The organism is Herbiconiux daphne, assembly GCF_024979295.1.
Taxonomy (GTDB): domain Bacteria; phylum Actinomycetota; class Actinomycetes; order Actinomycetales; family Microbacteriaceae; genus Herbiconiux; species Herbiconiux daphnes.
In genome coordinates, this window is sequence record NZ_JANLCJ010000002.1 from 93,077 (window position 1) to 111,577 (window position 18,501).

Consider the following 18,501-nt stretch of genomic DNA (forward strand, 5'->3'; position numbering starts at 1 on the left):
CACCGAAAGACCCCCCATGCTCAAGATCGCGGTGCCCAACAAGGGTTCACTGTCTGAAACCGCCGCCCAGATGCTCGCCGAGGCCGGCTACGTCGGCCGCCGAGACCCGCGCGAGCTCGTCGTGCTCGACCCGCGCAACGACGTCGAGTTCTTCTACCTCCGCCCCCGCGACATCGCGACCTACGTCGGCTCCGGCGCGCTCGACGTGGGCATCACAGGGCGCGACCTGCTGCTCGACTCCGAGTCGACGGCCACCGAGACGGCTGCTCTCGACTTCGGCGAGTCGACGTTCCGGTTCGCCCGCCCGGTCGGCACGGCCATCGAGCTGCCCGACCTGCAGGGCGCCCGGGTCGCCACGAGCTACCCGGGCCTCGTCGGCGCGTTCCTCGCCGGTCACGGCATCAGCGCCACGTTGATCCGGCTCGACGGCGCCGTCGAATCCGCTGTGCGGCTCGGGGTGGCGGATGCCGTCGCCGACGTGGTCTCGACCGGCTCCACCCTGCGCACCGCCGGTCTCGAGATCTTCGGCCCCGTCATCCTCGAATCCACCGCCGTGCTGATCAGCTCCGGCACCGAGCACCCCGGCGCCTCAGTGCTGCTTCGCCGCCTGCAGGGTGTTCTGGTGGCCCGCCAGTACGTGCTGATGGACTACGACGTGCCGATCACCCACCTCGACGAGGCCTGCGCGCTCACGCCCGGCATCGAGTCGCCCACCATCTCGCCCCTGCACGACCCCGAGTGGGTCGCGGTGCGATCGATGGTGCCCCGGCTCGACACCAACCAGGTGATGGACTCGCTCTACTCCGTCGGCGCCCGCGCCATCCTGGTCAGCCCGATCCACGCGGCGAGAATCTGATGTCGCTCGCGGTGCGGGTGATCCCATGTCTCGACGTGGCCGCGGGCCGCGTCGTGAAGGGGGTCAACTTCGAGAACCTTCGGGATGCCGGCGACCCGGTCGAACTCGCCGCGCTCTACTCCGCCCAGGGCGCCGATGAGCTCACCTTCCTCGACGTGACCGCCACGGTGGATGCCCGCGCCACGATGTACGACGTGGTGCGGCAGACCGCCGAGCAGGTGTTCATCCCGCTCACCGTCGGCGGGGGAGTGCGATCGACCGACGACGTCGCCCGGCTGCTCGCCTCCGGCGCCGACAAGGTGGGCGTGAACAGCGCCGCCATCGCGCGCCCGGCCCTGCTTGACGAGATCGCCGACCGGTTCGGCGCGCAGGTGCTCGTGCTCTCGCTCGACGTGAAGCGCTCCGACCGCGCGGCGTCGGGCTTCGTGGTCACCACGCACGGCGGCCGGCGCGAGACCGACCTCGACGCCCTCGACTGGGCGGCCGAGGCCGTGCAGCGCGGCGCCGGCGAGCTGCTGGTCAACTCGATCGACGCCGACGGCACCAAAGACGGGTTCGATCTCGAGCTGGTCGGGCTGATGCGCGAGATCAGCACCGTGCCGGTGATCGCCTCGGGTGGTGCCGGAAAGGTCGAGCACTTCGGCCAGGCGATCGCCGCGGGAGCCGACGCGGTGCTCGCGGCATCCGTCTTCCACCTGCGCGAGATGACGGTGGGCGACGTGAAAGACGAACTGAAGAGAGAAGGGGTGATCGTTCGATGAGCGAAGACACCACCGTCGAGAGCACCACCGCCGACCGCACCACCGCCGACAGCACCGTCACCGACACCGCCGCGATCCTCGAGCGCGTGCGCTTCGACGACAAGGGCCTCGTGCCCGCGATCATCCAGCAGTGGGACAGCAAAGAGGTGCTCATGCTCGGCTACATGAACGCCGAGGCGCTGCGTCGCACGCTCACCGAGGGCCGGGTCACCTTCTGGTCGCGATCGCGGCAGGAGTTCTGGCGCAAGGGCGACACCTCGGGTCACGCGCAGTTCGTCAAGGGCGCTGCGCTCGACTGCGACGCCGACACCCTGCTCGTCGAGGTCGACCAGATCGGCGTGGCCTGCCACACCGGCGCCCGCCGCTGCTTCGACGTCGACCCGCTGAACCCCGTCGTGGGCCCGCGATGACCTCCACGTCGCAGGATTCGACCACGCGCGCCGAGTTCGACGAGCTGCACGCGAGCCACCGGGTGATCCCGGTCATCCGTGAGCTCTACGCCGACGGCGAGACCCCTGTCGGCATCTACCGCAAGCTCGCCGACGGCCGGCCGGGCACGTTTCTGCTCGAATCGGCCGAACAGGGCGGCATCTGGTCGCGCTTCTCGTTCATCGGCGTCTCGAGCTTCGGCATCCTCACCGAGCGCGACGACCGGGCCGTCTGGCTCGATCTCGGGCTGCCGGTCGAGCGCACCTTCCCGGGCGGGCTGCCCGAGGGCCCGCTCGACGCTGTGAGCGCGCTCTACGACCACTGGAAGACCCCGGCCGTGCCGTCGCATCCGCCGCTCACCGGCGGACTCGTCGGCTTCATCGGCTGGGAGACCGTGCGACAGCTCGAGCGCCTGCCCCACCGGCCGGCGGCCGACTACCCGATGCCCAGTCAGGGCCTGTCGTTCGTCTCCGAGATCGTCGTGGTCGACCACAGCCAAGGCACCCTGCAGCTGCTCGTGAACGTGCTGACCGACGACGAGACGGATGCCGCCACGCTCTGGGCCTCGGCGCAGGCGCGTCTCGACGACCTCCAGCGGGCCCTCGCGGCACCGTCGGAGGCCTGGCTCGCCACCATCGACTTCGGTGTTCCCGCGACACCCGAGCACCGCACCGAGCGCGACGACTTCCTGGCCGCCATCGAGGTGGCGAAGGAGCACATCCGCGAGGGCGACATCTTCCAGGTCGTCATCTCGCAGCGTTTCGACCTCGACTGCCCGGCGCATCCGCTCGACGTCTACCGGGTGCTGCGCACCCTCAACCCGAGCCCGTACATGTACCTGCTGACGCTCGTCGACACCGACGGCGTGCCCTACCAGATCGTCGGGTCGAGCCCTGAGGCGCTGGTGAAGGTGCAGCGCGGCCGGGCGCACACGCATCCGATCGCCGGCTCGAAGCCCCGCGGTGCGACCCCTCAGGATGACATCGACCTCGAGCAGGAGCTGCTGGGCGACCAGAAGGAGAAGGCCGAGCACCTGATGCTCGTCGATCTCGCCCGCAACGACCTGCTCAAGGTCTGCGAGGCGTCGTCGGTCGAGGTCACGGAGTTCATGCGGGTCGAGCGGTTCAGCCACATCATGCACATCGTGTCGTCGGTCGAGGGCCGGCTGCGCGACGGCGTCGACGCGATCGACGTGTTCCGGGCGACCTTCCCGGCCGGCACGCTCTCCGGCGCGCCCAAGCCGCGAGCGCTCGAGATCATCGACGAGCTCGAACCGACGCGGCGCGGGCTCTACGGCGGCGTGGTGGGCTACTTCGCGTTCGGCGGCGACGCCGACCTGGCCATCGCCATCCGCACCGCCACGATCCGCGACGGCGTCGCCCACGTGCAGGCGGGCGGCGGCCTGGTCGCCGACTCCGACCCGGCGAGCGAGTTCCAGGAGTCGCAGAACAAGGCCGCGGCGCCGCTGCGCGCGGTGGCCGTGGCGAACGCCATGACGAGAGTGCGCTGATGAGCGAGGCGGCCGCCGCACGCACGTCGGGACGCCGGGTGAAGTTCGCCGTCATCGTCGCCGTGCTGCTGCTCAGCGCCCTCACCTTCCTCGCCTGGTCGCAGTCGTGGGGCAGCCTCACCATCGTCGGCGGCACCACCACCGAGGCCACGCTCGACGTGCCCGGATCCGTCGCCGCGCCGGCGCTGTCGGCCCTCGGCCTCGCCGGCATCGCGCTGGCGGGCGCCCTGGCCATCGCCGGGCCCGTCATCCGCACCGTGCTGGGCGCCCTCGAGGTGCTGCTGGGCGCGAGCGTGCTGTGGTCGGGCATCGGCGCGCTCACCGACCCGGTGGGCACCGGGGCATCCGTCGTCACCACCAGCACCGGGGTCGCCGGAACGGAGTCCATCCGCGACCTCGTCACGGTGGGCGCCACGAGCCCGTGGCCGGCGGTCACGGTCGTGCTGGGCGCCGGCATGGTGCTCGTGGGGCTCGTCGTCGTGATCACGGTTCGGCGCTGGCCCGCGGCCGGCCGCAAATACCAGGCCGTCACCTTCGAGGGCGCCGACGGGCGGCAGAGCTCCGACCCGGCCGACTTCTTCGACGAGGCCACCGGCACTGGGGCAGTGGGCGACGGCGGCGCGCCCGACAGCGCCGTTCCCGGCGTCGCCGTCCCCGACGCGACCGCGCGTGAAGGCGCCGCGCCCGCCCGCCCCGCGGATGCCGTCAGCGCCCGTGACGCGGCCGTCGACGACTGGGACAGCCTCACCCACGGCGAAGACCCCACCCGCTGAGGCGCCCGACTGTTGAGAGGCACCGAGTCTCGAAGGCACCGGAGTCCCTGAGGCGCACCGAGTGTCGGGGCGAGACCCCGGTAGACTTGAGGCGAACGACCACCCGTGAGACAGGAAGCATCGATGAGCTCTGACGTTGAAGAACTAGGCGAAGGCCACTCTCCCGCTGCGTGGACCGCCGTGGCCGTGTCCCTCCTCGGCATCGCGATCGGCACGGTCGCGTTCTTCCTCGACATCCCGTGGCTGGTCTGGGCCGCGGCCGGCCTCACCCTCGTGGGCTTCATCCTGGGCTTCGTGCTCTCGAAGGCCGGCTACGGCGCCTCGGGCTCGCGGGTTCAGCACAAGGAGCACTGACCCCGGTGCTCGCCGATCTCGTAGCCGGAGCGCTCGAGGATGCGGCGGAGCGTCAGCTGAGCGTCGGTCTCGCCGACGTCGAGGCCGCGGCGGCCCTGCAGCCGGCCGCCCTCGATGCGCTGTCGTTCCTCGCGCCCGCCGACCGGGTCAAGATCATCGCCGAGGTGAAGCGCGCCAGCCCGTCGCGCGGCGACCTCGCCGCGATCGCCGACCCCGCCGCTCTGGCCGCCCGCTACGCCGCGGGTGGCGCGAGCGCCATCAGCGTGCTCACCGAGGCGCGCAAGTTCAAGGGGTCGCTCGCCGACCTCGAGGCCGTGCGGGCGGCGGTCGACGTTCCGGTGCTGCGCAAAGACTTCATCGCCACCGACTACCAGGTGTTCGAGGCTCGCGCCGCCGGCGCCGATCTGGTGCTGCTCATCGTCGCCGCCCTCGACCAGCCGACGCTGTCGCACCTGCACGACCTGATCGTGTCGCTCGGCATGACGCCGCTGGTCGAGACCCACGACGCCGCCGAGGTGTCTCGCGCCGTCGATCTCGGCGCCGCCCTGATCGGCGTCAACGCCCGCAACCTCAGCACGTTCGACCTCGATCCCGACCTGTTCGGGCGCCTGGCCGACCGCATCCCGGCCGGCACCATCAAAGTGGCCGAGTCGGCCGTGCAGTCCGTCGACGACGTCGCGCACTACCGCGCGGCCGGCGCCGACGTCGTGCTGGTCGGCGAAGCCCTCGTCACCGGCGACGACCCGGTGACGACACTGAAGGAGTTCCTCTCCGTATGACCGACATCATCCCCCCGCAGACCGCATCGCTCCGCGCCGAGTCCGGGCCGTTCTTCGGCGAGTTCGGCGGCCGGTTCATGCCGGAATCGCTCATCGCGGCGCTCGACGAACTCGACGAGGCCTACCAGCTCGCCAAGCTCGACCCCGAGTTCCACCGCGAGCTCGCCGAGCTCGGCCGCACCTACACCGGCCGGCCCTCGATCCTCACCGAGGTGCCCCGGTTCGGCCGGCACGCCGGCGGCGCGCGCATCATCCTCAAGCGCGAAGACCTCAACCACACCGGGTCGCACAAGATCAACAACGTGCTCGGCCAGGCCCTTCTCGCCAAACGCATCGGCAAGCACCGCCTGATCGCCGAGACCGGTGCCGGCCAGCACGGCGTCGCCACCGCGACCGCCGCGGCGCTGTTCGGCATGGAGTGCGTGGTCTACATGGGCGAGGTCGACACCGAGCGCCAGGCGCTGAACGTGGCCCGCATGCGGCTGCTCGGCGCCGAGGTGATCCCCGTCACGAGCGGCACGCGCACGCTCAAAGACGCCCTGAACGAAGCCTTCCGCGACTGGGTGGCCAACGTCGAGTCGACGCATTACCTGCTCGGCACCGTCGCCGGCCCGCACCCGTTCCCCGTGATGGTGCGCGACTTCGTCAAGGTGATCGGCGAAGAGGCGCGGCAGCAGGTCATCGACCTGACCGGCGCGCTTCCGGATGCCGTCACCGCCTGTGTCGGCGGAGGCTCGAACGCCATCGGCATCTTCCACGCCTTCCTCGACGACACCTCCGTGGGTCTCTACGGCTACGAGGCCGCAGGCCTCGGCGTCGACACCCTGGAGCACGCCGCCACCATCACCAAGGGCCGCCCGGGCGTGCTGCACGGCTCGCGCAGCTACATGCTGCAAGACGCCGACGGCCAGACCCTCGACTCGCACTCCATCTCCGCCGGTCTCGACTACCCGGGTGTGGGGCCCGAACACGCCTGGCTGGCCTCGATCGGCCGCGCGAACTACCGTCCCGTCACCGATGCCGACGCCATGGCCGCGTTCCGCCTGCTCTGCACCACCGAGGGCATCATCCCGGCCATCGAGTCGGCGCACGCCCTGGCCGGCACCCTCGAGCTCGGTCGCGAACTCGGCCCCGACGCCACCATCCTGGTGTCGCTCTCGGGTCGTGGCGACAAAGACGTCGAGACCGCCGGCCGCTACTTCGACGTGCTCGACGAGCAGGGGAACGCGATCGTATGACCGACGCGACCTCGACCTCGACCTCGACCTCGACCTCGGCCTCCCCGGTCGGGGCGGCGCATCCGTCGCCCGTCGCCGGCGCCATCCGGCGGGCGAACACCGAGCGCGCCGGCGCCCTGGTGGGCTACCTGCCCGTGGGCTTCCCCTCGCTCGACGAGAGCATCGACGCCGCCGTCGCCCTGGTCGAGAACGGCGTCGACGTGCTCGAGCTCGGGCTGCCCTACTCCGACCCGGTCATGGACGGCCCGGTCATCCAGCGGGCCACCGTCGCCGCGCTGCAATCGGGCTTCCGGCTGACCGATGCCTTCACCGCCGTCGAACGCATCCGGGCACGGGTCGACGCCCCCGTGCTGCTGATGACCTACTGGAACCCCGTGCTGCAGTACGGGGTCGACCGCTTCGCCGACGACCTCGTCTCGGCGGGAGGCGCCGGGCTCATCACGCCCGACCTGACCGTCGACTCGGGCGCCGACTGGCTCGCCACGAGCGACCGCACCGGCCTCGACCGCGTCTTCCTCGCCGCCCCGACCTCGACCGACGCCCGCCTGCGGCTCGCGATCGAGCACAGCCGCGGCTTCGTCTACACGGTGTCGACCATGGGCATCACCGGCGCCCGAAGCGACCTGGATGCCGCCGCCCGCACGCTCGTGGGCCGGCTGCGCGCCCAGGGCGCCGACAGCCTGGCCGTGGGCATCGGGGTGTCGACCGCCGACCAGATCGCCGAGATCCTGGGCTACGCCGACGGCGCGATCGTGGGCTCGGCGCTGGTCAAGGCGCTGGCCGACGGGGGAGTCGACGCGGTGGGCCGGCTCGCCGCGCAACTCGCCGTGGGCACGGGGCGATAGGGTAGCCGGATGTTCGTCCCCCTCAGCATCCCCAGCCCCGATGTGAACTCGTTCGACGTGACGCAGTGGCTCTCGAGCATCGGGCTGACCTTCTTCGGTCAGTGGAACCTGCCCATCCGGTTCTACGCGCTCTGCATCATCTTGGGCATCATCCTGGCCACCTGGATGACCTCGCGCCGGCTCACCAAGCGCGGTGCCGAGCCCGGCGTGGTGCTCGACATCATCATCTGGGCCGTGCCGCTCGGCTTCGTCGGTGCGCGCGTCTTCCACGTGCTCACACACCCGGGCGACTACTTCTACGACGGGGCCGACCTGCTGCGGGTGTTCTACATCTGGGAGGGCGGCATCGCGCTGTTCGGGTCGCTCATCGGCGGCGCGATCGGTGCGTGGATCGGCTGCCGGCTGAGCGGCATCCGCTTCTGGACCTTCGCCGACGCCCTGGCCCCCGCCATGCTCGTGGCACAGGCCGCCGGCCGCCTCGGCAACTACTTCAACACCGAGCTGTTCGGCCAGCCGACCACGCTGCCGTGGGGGCTCGAGGTGCCCTCCGACAACCCGGCGTTCCCCACCGGCCTCGCCGACGGCACGCTCTTCCACCCCACCTTCCTCTACGAGATCATCTGGAACCTCGCGGGCGTGGCGGTGCTGCTGCTGCTCGAGAAGCGCTTCCACCTGCAGTGGGGCAAGGTCTGGGCGCTCTACCTCATCTGGTACGGCATCGGCCGCACCTGGTTCGAGACCATCCGCGTCGATCCGAGCGAGATCTTCTTCGGCGTGCGCACCAACGTCTGGGCCGCGTGGGCCGCCATCCTGCTCGGCATCATCCTGTTCATCGTGCAATCGCGCCGCCACCCGGGCGTCGAGCCGAGCCCGTACCGGCCCGGTGCTGAATGGGTTCCCCCGACGGCTGAGGTAGAATCGACCGACACGTATTCGGACGACGAGCTGGAGGGCGAGGAAGCTCTGACGGCTTCCGAGAACGAGGCAGTCGAACCGAGCGCCAAAAGTGAAGTCGGAGCGAAGTCGTAGTCTGCGCTGAACAGCACCCAGCGTGGGCCATCTGACCACCACAGGGCCCCCACATCGGCCCTGAGGACACCACGGATATCAATGGGCCATCGGCGTCCCAGTTCCCTCAACCACGTAGAGGACGGTTCTCTATGGCCGATCAGCCTGCATCGCGCACCGCGCCGGCGTTCAGCTTCAGCAGCATGCCCCACGCCCAGGGTCTGTACGACCCGAGCATGGAGAAAGACGCCTGCGGCCTCGCCATGGTCGCGACCCTGCGCGGCACCGCCGGTCACGACATCATCGACACGGCGCTGGGCGCCCTGCGCAACCTCGAGCACCGCGGCGCCATCGGCTCCGACGCGGGCACCGGTGACGGCGCCGGCATCCTGACACAGATTCCCGATGCGTTCCTGCGCGCCGTCGCCCCGGTCGAGCTGCCCCCGGTGGGCCGCTACGCCGTCGGCAATGCGTTCCTGCCGCTCGACGCGGCCGAGCGTGACGACGTCATCGACCGCATCGCCGGCCTCGCCGAGCAGGAAGACCTGCGCATCCTCGGCTGGCGCGAGGTGCCGGTGCGGCCGGCCGAGCTCGGCCGGCTCGCCCGCGACGCGATGCCGGCGATCTGGCAGCTGTTCGTGCAGTCGACCCGCACCACGGAGTCGGGCGCCACGCTGTCGGGCCTGCCGCTCGACCGCCAGGCGTTCCGGCTGCGCAAGCGCGCCGAGCTCGAGCACCAGGTGTACTTCATGTCGTTGTCGTGCCGCACCATCACCTACAAGGGCATGGTCACGACGCTGCAGCTCGAGCCGTTCTACCCCGACCTCTCCGACGAGCGGTTCGCGTCGAAGCTCGCGCTCGTGCACTCCCGCTACTCCACCAACACCTTCCCGTCGTGGCCGCTCGCGCAGCCGCTGCGCATGATGGCGCACAACGGCGAGATCAACACCGTGCAGGGCAACCGCAACTGGATGCGCGCCCGGCAGTCGCAGCTCGAGTCGGAGCTGCTCGGCGACCTCAGCCCGCTGTTCCCGATCGTCACGCCGGGCCTCAGCGACTCCGGCTCGTTCGACGAGGTCGTGGAGCTGCTGACCCTGGCCGGCCGGTCGCTGCCGCACGCCATCATGATGATGGTGCCCGAGGCGTGGGAGAACCAGACCGACTTCGAAGAGGCCCGTCGCGCGTTCTACGAATACCACTCGATGCTCATGGAGCCGTGGGACGGCCCCGCCGCGCTCATCTTCACCGACGGCACGCTCGTGGGTGCGACCCTCGACCGCAACGGCCTGCGCCCGGGGCGCTACCTCATCACCGACGACGGTCTCGTCATCCTGGCGAGCGAGATCGGCGTGAGCCCCGACATCGACCAGTCGCGCATCGTGCGCAAGGGGCGCCTACGCCCCGGCAAGATGTTCCTCGTCGACACCGCCGCGGGCCGGCTGATCGAAGACGACGAGATCAAGGCCGAGCTCGCCGCCTCGGAGCCTTACGCCCAGTGGCTCGACGAGGGCCGCATCAACCTGCGCGACCTGCCGGAACGCGAGCACATCGTGCACACGCCGGCATCCGTCACCCGCCGCCAGCGCACCTTCGGCTACACCGAGGAAGAGGTGCGCATCCTGCTCACCCCGATGGCGAAGAACGCCGCCGAGCCGCTCGGCGCGATGGGCTCCGACACGCCCATCGCCGTGCTCTCCGACCGCCCGCGGCTGTTGTTCGACTACTTCACGCAGCAGTTCGCGCAGGTGACGAACCCGCCGCTCGACTCCATCCGCGAAGAGGTCGTCACGAGCCTGCGCCTCGGTCTCGGCCCCGAGCGCAACCTGCTCGCGGCGACGCCGCTGCACACCCGCCAGGTCATCCTCGACTTCCCGGTGATCGACAACGACGAGCTGGCCAAGATCCAGCACATCGACCCGTCGTCGGGCAGCCGCCTGACCACGACGATCAAGGGGCTCTACCGGGTCGACGAGGGCCCGAAGGCCATGCAGAACCGCATCGCGGCGATGTGCGCCGAGGCCGACGAGGCCATCGAGCGCGGGGCGCAGTTCATCGTGCTCTCCGACCGCGACTCCACCCGCGAGATGGCACCGGTTCCGTCGCTGCTGATGCTCGCGGGCGTGCACCACCACCTCATCCGCAAGCAGACCCGCATGAAGGTCGGCATGATCGTCGAGGCCGGCGACGTGCGCGAGGTGCACCACGTGGCGTTGCTGATCGGCTACGGCGCCTCCGCGGTCAACCCCTACCTCGCCATGGAGACCTGCGAGAACCTGGTGCGCTCGGGCGTCATCTCGGGTATCACGCCTGAGAAGGCCGTGAAGAACGTCATCAAGGCGCTCGGCAAAGGCGTGCTCAAGATCATGTCGAAGATGGGCATCTCGACCGTGTCGTCGTATGCCGGTGCCCAGACGTTCGAGGCCGTCGGTCTCGACCCCGCGTTCGTGAAGGAGTACTTCACCGGCACCTCGTCGAAGCTCGGCGGCATCGGCATCGACGTCATCGCGGCCGAGAGCGCGTCGCGCCACGCCGCCGCCTACCCCGACGACGGCGCCGTCACGGCGCACGAACCGCTCGCGGTCGGCGGGGAATACCAGTGGCGCCGCGAAGGCCCGCCGCACCTGTTCAACCCCGACACCGTCTTCCGGCTGCAGCACTCCACCCGCGCGAAGCGGTACGACATCTTCAAGGAGTACACCCAGCTCGTCGACGACCAGGCGACCAACCTGATGACGCTGCGTGGCATGTTCAAGCTGCGCACCGGTGTGCGCCCGCCCGTGCCGATCGACGAGGTCGAGCCGATCGAGTCGATCGTGAAGCGGTTCTCCACCGGCGCGATGAGCTACGGCTCGATCTCGCGGGAGGCCCACGAGACGCTCGCGATCGCGATGAACCAGCTCGGCGGCAAGTCGAACACCGGAGAGGGCGGCGAAGACGTCGACCGGCTGCTCGACCCGGCGCGACGCAGCTCGATCAAGCAGGTCGCTTCGGGCCGGTTCGGCGTGACGAGCATGTACCTCACGCACGCCACCGACATCCAGATCAAGATGGCGCAGGGCGCGAAGCCCGGCGAGGGCGGCCAGCTGCCGCCCACGAAGGTCTACCCGTGGATCGCGCGCACCCGCCACGCGACCGCCGGTGTCGGCCTCATCTCGCCGCCGCCGCACCACGACATCTACTCGATCGAAGACCTCAAGCAGCTCATCTTCGACCTCAAGCGCGCCAACCCCGAGGCCCGGGTGCACGTCAAGCTCGTGAGCCAGAACGGCATCGGAGCGGTCGCGGCCGGCGTCACGAAGGCCCTCGCCGACGTGGTGCTCGTCTCGGGCCATGACGGCGGAACGGGCGCCAGCCCGCTCAACTCGCTCAAGCACGCGGGCACCCCATGGGAGATCGGCCTGGCCGAGACCCAGCAGACCCTGATGCTGAACGGGATGCGCGACCGCGTGGTGGTGCAGGTCGACGGCCAGATGAAGACCGGCCGCGACGTGATCGTCGGCGCTCTGCTGGGTGCCGAGGAGTTCGGTTTCGCCACGGCGCCGCTCGTGGTGGAGGGCTGCATCCTGATGCGGGTCTGCCACCTCGACACCTGCCCGGTGGGCGTCGCGACGCAGAACCCCGAGCTGCGCGCCCGGTTCTCGGGCAAGCCGGAGTTCGTGGTGAACTTCTTCCAGTTCCTCGCCCAGGAGGTGCGCGAATACCTGGCCGAGCTCGGCTTCCGCAGCATCGAAGAGGCCATCGGCCACAACGAGCTGCTCGACGTGAACGCGGCGATCGAGCACTGGAAGACCGACGGCCTCGACCTCAGCCCCGTGCTGGTGGGCCCGCACTTCGACGCCGACGAGCCGCGCGCCAACCGCCGGCCCCAGGAGCACGAGCTCGAGAAGCACTTCGACGTGCGCCTCATCCACGAAGCCGTCGCCGCGCTCGACCACGGCGAACCGGTGGCCATCACGCTGCCGATCCGCAACACCGAGCGCGCCGTGGGCACCATGCTCGGCCACGAGGTCACGAAGCGCCATGGCGAGCAGGGCCTGCCCGAGGGAACGATCCAGATCACGCTCTTGGGCTCCGCCGGCCAGTCGCTCGGCGCGTTCCTGCCCAACGGCATCACGCTGCGCCTCGAGGGCGACTCGAACGACTACGTCGGCAAGGGGCTCTCGGGTGGTCAGATCATCCTGCGTCCCGACCGCAACTCGGTCTTCCCGGCCGAGCGCAACGTCATCGCGGGCAATGTGATCGGCTACGGCGCCACCCAGGGCAGCATGTTCCTGCGCGGCATCGTGGGCGAGCGGTTCCTGGTGCGCAACTCCGGCGCCACCGCCGTCGTCGAGGGCGTGGGCGACCACGCGCTCGAATACATGACCGGCGGGCTCGCGCTCATCCTCGGCTCCACCGGCCGCAACCTGGGTGCGGGGATGTCGGGCGGCACCGCCTACATCCACGACCTCCACCCCGAGCGGGTGAACGCCGATTCGCTCGCCTCCGGCGAGTTGCAGCTGCTGCCGCTCGGCGGCGCCGACGTCGAGATCGTGCGGGACCTGCTGCAGCGTCACGAATCCGAGACCGGTTCGCCGCTGGCGTCCCGGATGCTCGCCGATTTCGATGCGACGGTCGCCGCCTTCACGAAGGTGCTGCCTCGTGACTACGCCGCTGTCCTCGCCACCCGGCAGGAAGCGGTCGAAGAAGGACTCGACCCCGACGGCGACGTCGTCTGGGGACGCATTTTGGAGGTGACAGGTGGCTGATCCCAAGGGCTTCCTGAAGACGCAGGAGCGCGAGCTCCCGGCCCGCCGGCCGGTATCCGTGCGGCTCATGGACTGGAAAGAGGTCTACGAGCAGGGCGATGCGGCAACCATCCGGCGTCAGGCCGGGCGCTGCATGGACTGCGGCATCCCGTTCTGCCACCACGGCTGCCCGCTCGGCAACCTCATTCCCGAGTGGAACGACCTCACCTGGCGCGACGAGGGCCGGCAGGCCATCGAGCGGCTGCACGCCACGAACAACTTCCCGGAGTTCACGGGCCGGCTGTGCCCGGCGCCGTGCGAGGCATCGTGCGTGCTCGGCATCAACCAGCCCGCCGTCACGATCAAGCAGGTCGAGGTCTCGATCATCGACCAGGCGTTCGCGAACGGCTGGGTGCAGCCGCACCCGCCCGAGCGGCTGACCGGCAAGACCGTCGCCGTCGTGGGCTCCGGGCCCGCGGGCCTAGCGGCCGCCCAGCAGCTGACCCGGGCCGGCCACACCGTGGCCGTCTACGAGCGCGACGACCGCATCGGCGGGATGCTGCGCTACGGCATCCCCGACTTCAAGATGGAGAAGAAGCACCTCGAGGGTCGCCTCACCCAGATGATGGCCGAGGGCACCCGGTTCCGTGCCGGCATCGAGATCGGTGTCGACATCTCGTGGGACGACCTGCGCGCCCGCTACGACGCCGTGATCGTCTGCACCGGAGCCACCGTTCCGCGCGACCTGCCGATTCCCGGTCGCGACCTCGACGGCGTGCACTTCGCCATGGAATACCTCGTGCAGCAGAACAAGGTGGGCGCCGGCGACGACGTCCTCGGCCAGATCACGGCCGAGGGCAAGCACGTCGTGGTGCTCGGCGGTGGCGACACCGGCGCCGACTGCATCGGAACCGCCCACCGTCAGGGTGCGCTCTCGGTCACGAACCTCGCCATCGGCAAGCAGCCGCCGTCGGAGCGCCCCGAGACCCAGCCCTGGCCGATGTTCCCCACGCTCTTCGAGGTCGCCAGCGCCCACGAAGAGGGCGGTGAGCGCACCTACCTCGCCTCGACGGTCGAGTTCTTGTCGAACGACTCGGGCGAGGTGCGGGCCATCCGTGTCGCCGAGACCGAGTTCGTCGACGGCCGCCGGGTTCCGAAAGCCGGCTCCGAGCGCGAGATCCCGGCCGACCTGGTGCTGCTCGCCCTCGGCTTCACCGGCGCGGAGGGCGACGGCATCACCACCCAGCTCGGCACGCGCTTCGACCAGCACGGCACCGTGGAGCGCGACGGCGACTACCAGAGCACCACTCCCGGCGTGTTCGTCGCCGGCGACGCCGGTCGCGGGCAGTCGCTCATCGTGTGGGCGATCGCCGAGGGGCGTGCCGCGGCATCCGCCGTCGACCGCTACCTCGAGGGCACGACGGAGCTTCCGTTCCCCGTGAAGCCCACCGACCGCGCAATCTCGATCTGATAGCCTCCACCCCGGACAGAACAGACCCATCCCGAACACCTGGCACCATCCACCACCACCACCACCACCACCACCACCACCACCACACCATGCGCCCCGGCGCAGAACTCGGAGCAGTACACACCGATGAGACGCGCGAAGATCGTCGCAACACTCGGGCCGGCAACGTCGACCTATGAAACCATCCGGGCCATCATCGACGCGGGCGTCGACGTCGCCCGGATGAACCTCAGCCACGGCAGCTACGACGTGCACGAGGGCGTCTACCGCAACGTGCGTCAGGCAGCGGATGACTCCGGCCGCGCCGTGGCCGTGCTGGTCGACCTGCAGGGCCCGAAGATCCGTCTCGGCAAATTCGAGAACGGCCCCTACGACCTCGCCGAAGGTGACATCTTCAAGATCACCATCGAAGACATCATCGGCAACAAGGAGATCTCGTCGACGACTTTCAAGGGTCTGCCCGACGACGTGAAGCCGGGCGACCCCCTGCTGATCGACGACGGCAAGGTCACCCTGCGGGTGCTCGAGACCGACGGAACGGTCGTCACGACCCGGGTCGAGGTGCCGGGCGCGGTGTCGAACAACAAGGGCATCAACCTGCCCGGCGTCGCGGTGAACGTGCCGGCCATGAGCGAGAAGGACATCGCCGACCTGCGCTGGGGCCTGAAGCTCGGCGCCGACCTGATCGCCCTGTCGTTCGTGCGCGACGCCTCCGACGTGAAACTCGTGCAGGAGATCATGGCCGAGGAGGGTCGCCGCGTTCCCATCATCGCCAAGATCGAGAAGCCGCAGGCGGTCGACAATCTCGAAGAGATCATCGACGCCTTCGACGGCATCATGGTCGCCCGAGGCGACCTCGGTGTCGAGCTGCCGCTCGAGGCCGTGCCGATCGTGCAGAAGCGTGCCATCGAGCTCTCTCGCCGCATGGCCAAGCCCGTCATCGTGGCGACCCAGGTGCTCGAGTCGATGATCTCGTCGCCGCGACCCACGCGCGCCGAGGCATCCGACTGCGCCAACGCCGTGCTCGACGGCGCCGACGCGGTCATGCTCTCGGGCGAGACCAGCGTGGGGGAGTACCCCGTGATCACGGTGCAGACCATGGCGCGCATCATCGAGTCCACCGAGGAGCACGGCCTCGAGCGCATCCCCGCGCTCGGCACCAAGCCGCGCACCCAGGGCGGCGCCGTGACGCTGGCCGCGGCCGAGGTCGGCGACTTCGTGGGGGCCAAGTTCCTCTGCGTGTTCACCGAGTCGGGCGACTCGGTTCGCCGGATGACGCGCTTGCGCTCCACGATCCCGATCCTCGGGTTCACCCCTCTTCCCGGCATCCGCAACCGCATGGCGCTCAGCTGGGGCGTGCAGTCCTACCTGGTCGCCCGCGTCACCCACACCGACGAGCTCATGGTGCAGGTCGACGACGTGCTGCTCGGGCTCGGCCGGGCACAGATCGGCGACAAGGTGATCGTGATCTCGGGTTCCCCTCCCGGAATCTCGGGCACCACCAACGACATGCGTGTGCACATCATCGGTTCGGCGCACAACCCGCTGAAGCCGGAGACGTTCGACAACTGAGCGCGCGCGGGTAGCTCAGGTTTCGGCCAGTATTCGATCAGGCTTTGATCGGGTGCTGGCCGATTTCCGTCAGGACGGCCGGGTCGGGTGCTAATTTTTCGATGCTCCCAGCACCTCGTTCAGACCCGAACGATTCAGACCCGATCCTGAAGGTACCCGCTCATGTCCAAGCGTCTCGTTCTGCGCTCGCTCAGCGCCACGGCCGTCGTCGCGACCGCCGTCGCCCTCTCCGGCTGCTCCACGATCATGCCGTTGTTCGGCATCCAGCCCACCCCGGCGGGCCGGCCGTCGACGACCACCACGGAAGCCGATGCGGCGGCCGCCGACCAGGCTCTGCAGTTCGCCTCGGTCTTCACCGACATGGGCTCGGTGCACCCCACCGTCGACATCACCGATCAGCTGCAGCTGAAGCTCGACGTGTGGACCGAGCAGAAGACGCACGACTGGACCCCGATGGCCGACAAGCGCTTCTCGTTCGTCATCGGCGTCTACGACAACCGCGTGCCCGCCGAGGCGTCGTTCGACCAGAAGCGGCGCGTCTTCATGTCGAACCTCACCGTCACGGCGAAGACGACGACCACCTCGGGCACGGTCGAGACGCCCTACCTGCTCAACACCGACCCGCTGAAGGTCACGCTCGACCCCGAGGCGATCCGCTCGGAGCAGGGGCTCGGCCTGCTGATCACGTCGCCGAAGGGCGGCTTCCAGCTCGAGTCGCAGCAGATCGGCGTGCTGGCCGACGACACCGAGGGCGTGATGCTCGACTTCGCGATGCAGATCTCGTTCGAGACCAGCCCGCTGTCGAACACCTACACGACCCAGGTGGTGCACCAGTACGTTCCGGTGGCGATCTTCTCGGAGATCGCGGCATCCGCGACCCCGACGCCCACCCCGACGCTGACGCCGACCCCGATTCCGCAGGGCTGACAGCCGATCACCCGTCGTACCGGTGGTGGGACTCGAACCCACATGCCCTCACGGACAACGCATTTTGAGTGCGTCGCGTCTGCCATTCCGCCACACCGGCCTGCTACGACCGAGGTCAAGAATACCGTAGGGTTGAAATGTGACTGACCAAGAACCGACGACAGCAGCGCCCCGCCGTGTAGTGGTGGCGGAAGACGAATCCCTGATCCGCCTCGACATCGTCGAGATCCTGCGTGACAACGGGTTCGATGTCGTGGGCGAGGCCGGAGACGGCGAGACCGCGGTCGCCCTGGCGACGGAGCTGCGGCCCGACCTGGTCATCATGGATGTCAAGATGCCCCAGCTCGACGGCATCTCGGCCGCGGAGCGCCTGTCGAAAGACCACATCGCCCCCGTGGTGCTGCTCACCGCCTTCAGCCAGAAGGAGCTCGTCGAACGAGCCACAGAGGCCGGCGCACTCGCCTATGTCGTGAAGCCGTTCACGCCCAACGACCTGCTGCCCGCGATCGAGATCGCCCTCTCGCGCTACGCCCAGATCATCACGCTCGAGTCCGAGGTCGCCGACCTGGTCGAGCGCTTCGAGACCCGCAAGCTCGTCGACCGCGCCAAGGGTCTGCTGAACGAGAAGATGGGGCTCACCGAGCCCGAGGCGTTCCGCTGGATCCAGAAGGCGTCGATGGACCGCCGGCTCACCATGCACGACGTCGCCCAGGCGATCATCGAGCAGCTGAGCCCGAAGAAGAGCTGACCCGGCTCGTCATCGCGGCTCGAAGACCTGGCCCTCGGGCCGGTCTTTGATGAAGTTGGTCATGCGCACCGTCGACAGCCGGCGGCCCTGCTCGTCGCTGATGGCGATCTCGTGCGTCACCAGTGTGCGGCCGAGGCTGATGGCGGTGCAGACTCCCGTGACCCAGCCCTCGGTGGCGGAGCGGGAGTGGCTGGCGTTGATCTCGATGCCGACCGCCACCTTCGTCGGGCCCGCGTGCAGGTTGGCCGCGGTGGAACCGAGGCTCTCGGCGAGCACCACGTAGGCGCCGCCGTGCACCAGGCCGAGCGGTTGCGTGTTGCCTTCGACCGGCATCCGGGCCACCGATCGCTCGGGCGTGAGCTCGAGGAATTCGATGCCCATGCGCTCGGCGAGGGCGCCGATGCCGCGATAGCCGAAGACCTCCATCACGTCGAGGGGAAGAGGCTCTTCAGAGGGCGATTCGGTCTGCGTCATCGATCGGTGTTCCTGATCTCGTCGTTCTG

At 69.5% G+C, this 18,501-nt stretch carries 16 protein-coding genes and 1 tRNA gene; 15 read left to right on the forward strand and 2 right to left on the reverse strand.

The features are described from left to right. The first annotated feature begins 16 nt into the window (after positions 1-16). The 14 genes from hisG (at position 17) to N1032_RS06000 (ending at position 17,250) form a co-directional block, all read left to right on the forward strand. The gene (hisG, locus tag N1032_RS05935; protein ID WP_259538088.1) at positions 17-856 is read left to right on the forward strand and encodes an ATP phosphoribosyltransferase; all 840 of its coding nucleotides are present in this window, start codon (positions 17-19) and stop codon (positions 854-856) included. Then, entirely contained in the window at positions 856-1,617 is a 762-nt protein-coding gene (gene hisF, locus N1032_RS05940; protein ID WP_259538090.1) for an imidazole glycerol phosphate synthase subunit HisF, read from the forward strand. The genes hisG and hisF overlap by 1 nt, the downstream gene beginning before the upstream one ends. Continuing rightward, positions 1,614-2,027, forward strand: coding sequence for a phosphoribosyl-AMP cyclohydrolase (gene hisI, locus N1032_RS05945; protein ID WP_259538091.1), 414 nt, complete (start codon positions 1,614-1,616; stop codon positions 2,025-2,027). Before hisF ends, hisI begins: the two co-directional genes overlap by 4 nt. Further along, positions 2,024-3,556, forward strand: a complete 1,533-nt coding sequence (locus N1032_RS05950) for an anthranilate synthase component I (RefSeq protein ID WP_259538093.1) — start codon at positions 2,024-2,026, stop codon at positions 3,554-3,556. The genes hisI and N1032_RS05950 overlap by 4 nt, the downstream gene beginning before the upstream one ends. Further along, positions 3,556-4,329 (forward strand): Trp biosynthesis-associated membrane protein, encoded by a 774-nt coding sequence (locus N1032_RS05955; RefSeq protein WP_259538094.1) that lies wholly within the window; start codon positions 3,556-3,558, stop codon positions 4,327-4,329. The genes N1032_RS05950 and N1032_RS05955 overlap by 1 nt, the downstream gene beginning before the upstream one ends. A gap of 123 nt (positions 4,330-4,452) precedes the next feature. After that, positions 4,453-4,683 (forward strand): DUF6704 family protein, encoded by a 231-nt coding sequence (locus tag N1032_RS05960; RefSeq protein ID WP_259538095.1) that lies wholly within the window; start codon positions 4,453-4,455, stop codon positions 4,681-4,683. Between the two features lie 5 nt (positions 4,684-4,688). Then, positions 4,689-5,462: an indole-3-glycerol phosphate synthase TrpC gene (gene trpC / locus N1032_RS05965; RefSeq protein ID WP_259538096.1), complete on the forward strand. Its 774-nt coding sequence runs from the start codon at positions 4,689-4,691 to the stop codon at positions 5,460-5,462. Then, positions 5,459-6,700, forward strand: coding sequence for a tryptophan synthase subunit beta (trpB, locus tag N1032_RS05970; RefSeq protein WP_259538097.1), 1,242 nt, complete (start codon positions 5,459-5,461; stop codon positions 6,698-6,700). The genes trpC and trpB overlap by 4 nt, the downstream gene beginning before the upstream one ends. Beyond that, positions 6,697-7,545 (forward strand): tryptophan synthase subunit alpha, encoded by an 849-nt coding sequence (gene trpA / locus N1032_RS05975; RefSeq protein WP_259538098.1) that lies wholly within the window; start codon positions 6,697-6,699, stop codon positions 7,543-7,545. Before trpB ends, trpA begins: the two co-directional genes overlap by 4 nt. A gap of 9 nt (positions 7,546-7,554) precedes the next feature. After that, entirely contained in the window at positions 7,555-8,574 is a 1,020-nt protein-coding gene (gene lgt, locus N1032_RS05980) for a prolipoprotein diacylglyceryl transferase (protein ID WP_259538099.1), read from the forward strand. 131 nt (positions 8,575-8,705) lie between these two features. Continuing rightward, a complete protein-coding gene (gltB, locus tag N1032_RS05985; protein WP_407933009.1) occupies positions 8,706-13,301 on the forward strand; it encodes a glutamate synthase large subunit in 4,596 nt (1,531 codons plus the stop codon). Continuing rightward, positions 13,294-14,751, forward strand: a complete 1,458-nt coding sequence (locus N1032_RS05990) for a glutamate synthase subunit beta (protein WP_259538100.1) — start codon at positions 13,294-13,296, stop codon at positions 14,749-14,751. Before gltB ends, N1032_RS05990 begins: the two co-directional genes overlap by 8 nt. A 126-nt stretch (positions 14,752-14,877) precedes the next feature. Beyond that, on the forward strand, positions 14,878-16,323 hold the full coding sequence (pyk, locus tag N1032_RS05995; RefSeq protein WP_259538101.1) for a pyruvate kinase: 1,446 nt from the start codon (positions 14,878-14,880) through the stop codon (positions 16,321-16,323). A 162-nt stretch (positions 16,324-16,485) separates the two neighbouring features. Then, positions 16,486-17,250 (forward strand): hypothetical protein, encoded by a 765-nt coding sequence (locus N1032_RS06000; protein WP_259538102.1) that lies wholly within the window; start codon positions 16,486-16,488, stop codon positions 17,248-17,250. A 17-nt stretch (positions 17,251-17,267) separates the two neighbouring features. Here the strand turns inward: N1032_RS06000 and N1032_RS06005 are convergent. Next, positions 17,268-17,350: transfer RNA gene (locus tag N1032_RS06005), tRNA-Leu, on the reverse strand. Positions 17,351-17,389: 39 nt separating this feature from the next. Between N1032_RS06005 and N1032_RS06010 the strand changes: the two genes are divergently transcribed. Then, a complete protein-coding gene (locus N1032_RS06010; RefSeq protein WP_259538103.1) occupies positions 17,390-17,998 on the forward strand; it encodes an ANTAR domain-containing response regulator in 609 nt (202 codons plus the stop codon). A gap of 9 nt (positions 17,999-18,007) precedes the next feature. Here N1032_RS06010 and N1032_RS06015 read toward each other — a convergent pair whose 3' ends face one another. Continuing rightward, on the reverse strand, positions 18,008-18,424 hold the full coding sequence (locus N1032_RS06015) for a PaaI family thioesterase (RefSeq protein ID WP_259538658.1): 417 nt from the start codon (positions 18,422-18,424) through the stop codon (positions 18,008-18,010). Positions 18,425-18,501 lie beyond the last annotated feature (77 nt).

Excerpts from the sequence above, each read along its gene's own strand:
- hisG (WP_259538088.1), top strand. The coding sequence starts at position 17 with ATGCTCAAGATCGCGGTGCCCAACAAGGGTTCACTGTCTGAAACCGCC.
- hisF (WP_259538090.1), top strand. The coding sequence starts at position 856 with ATGTCGCTCGCGGTGCGGGTGATCCCATGTCTCGACGTGGCCGCGGGC.
- hisI (WP_259538091.1), top strand. The coding sequence starts at position 1,614 with ATGAGCGAAGACACCACCGTCGAGAGCACCACCGCCGACCGCACCACC.
- N1032_RS05950 (WP_259538093.1), top strand. The coding sequence starts at position 2,024 with ATGACCTCCACGTCGCAGGATTCGACCACGCGCGCCGAGTTCGACGAG.
- N1032_RS05955 (WP_259538094.1), top strand. The coding sequence starts at position 3,556 with ATGAGCGAGGCGGCCGCCGCACGCACGTCGGGACGCCGGGTGAAGTTC.
- N1032_RS05960 (WP_259538095.1), top strand. The coding sequence starts at position 4,453 with ATGAGCTCTGACGTTGAAGAACTAGGCGAAGGCCACTCTCCCGCTGCG.
- trpB (WP_259538097.1), top strand. The coding sequence starts at position 5,459 with ATGACCGACATCATCCCCCCGCAGACCGCATCGCTCCGCGCCGAGTCC.
- trpA (WP_259538098.1), top strand. The coding sequence starts at position 6,697 with ATGACCGACGCGACCTCGACCTCGACCTCGACCTCGACCTCGGCCTCC.
- lgt (WP_259538099.1), top strand. The coding sequence starts at position 7,555 with ATGTTCGTCCCCCTCAGCATCCCCAGCCCCGATGTGAACTCGTTCGAC.
- gltB (WP_407933009.1), top strand. The coding sequence starts at position 8,706 with ATGGCCGATCAGCCTGCATCGCGCACCGCGCCGGCGTTCAGCTTCAGC.
- pyk (WP_259538101.1), top strand. The coding sequence starts at position 14,878 with ATGAGACGCGCGAAGATCGTCGCAACACTCGGGCCGGCAACGTCGACC.
- N1032_RS06000 (WP_259538102.1), top strand. The coding sequence starts at position 16,486 with ATGTCCAAGCGTCTCGTTCTGCGCTCGCTCAGCGCCACGGCCGTCGTC.
- N1032_RS06015 (WP_259538658.1), bottom strand. The coding sequence starts at position 18,424 with ATGGAGGTCTTCGGCTATCGCGGCATCGGCGCCCTCGCCGAGCGCATG.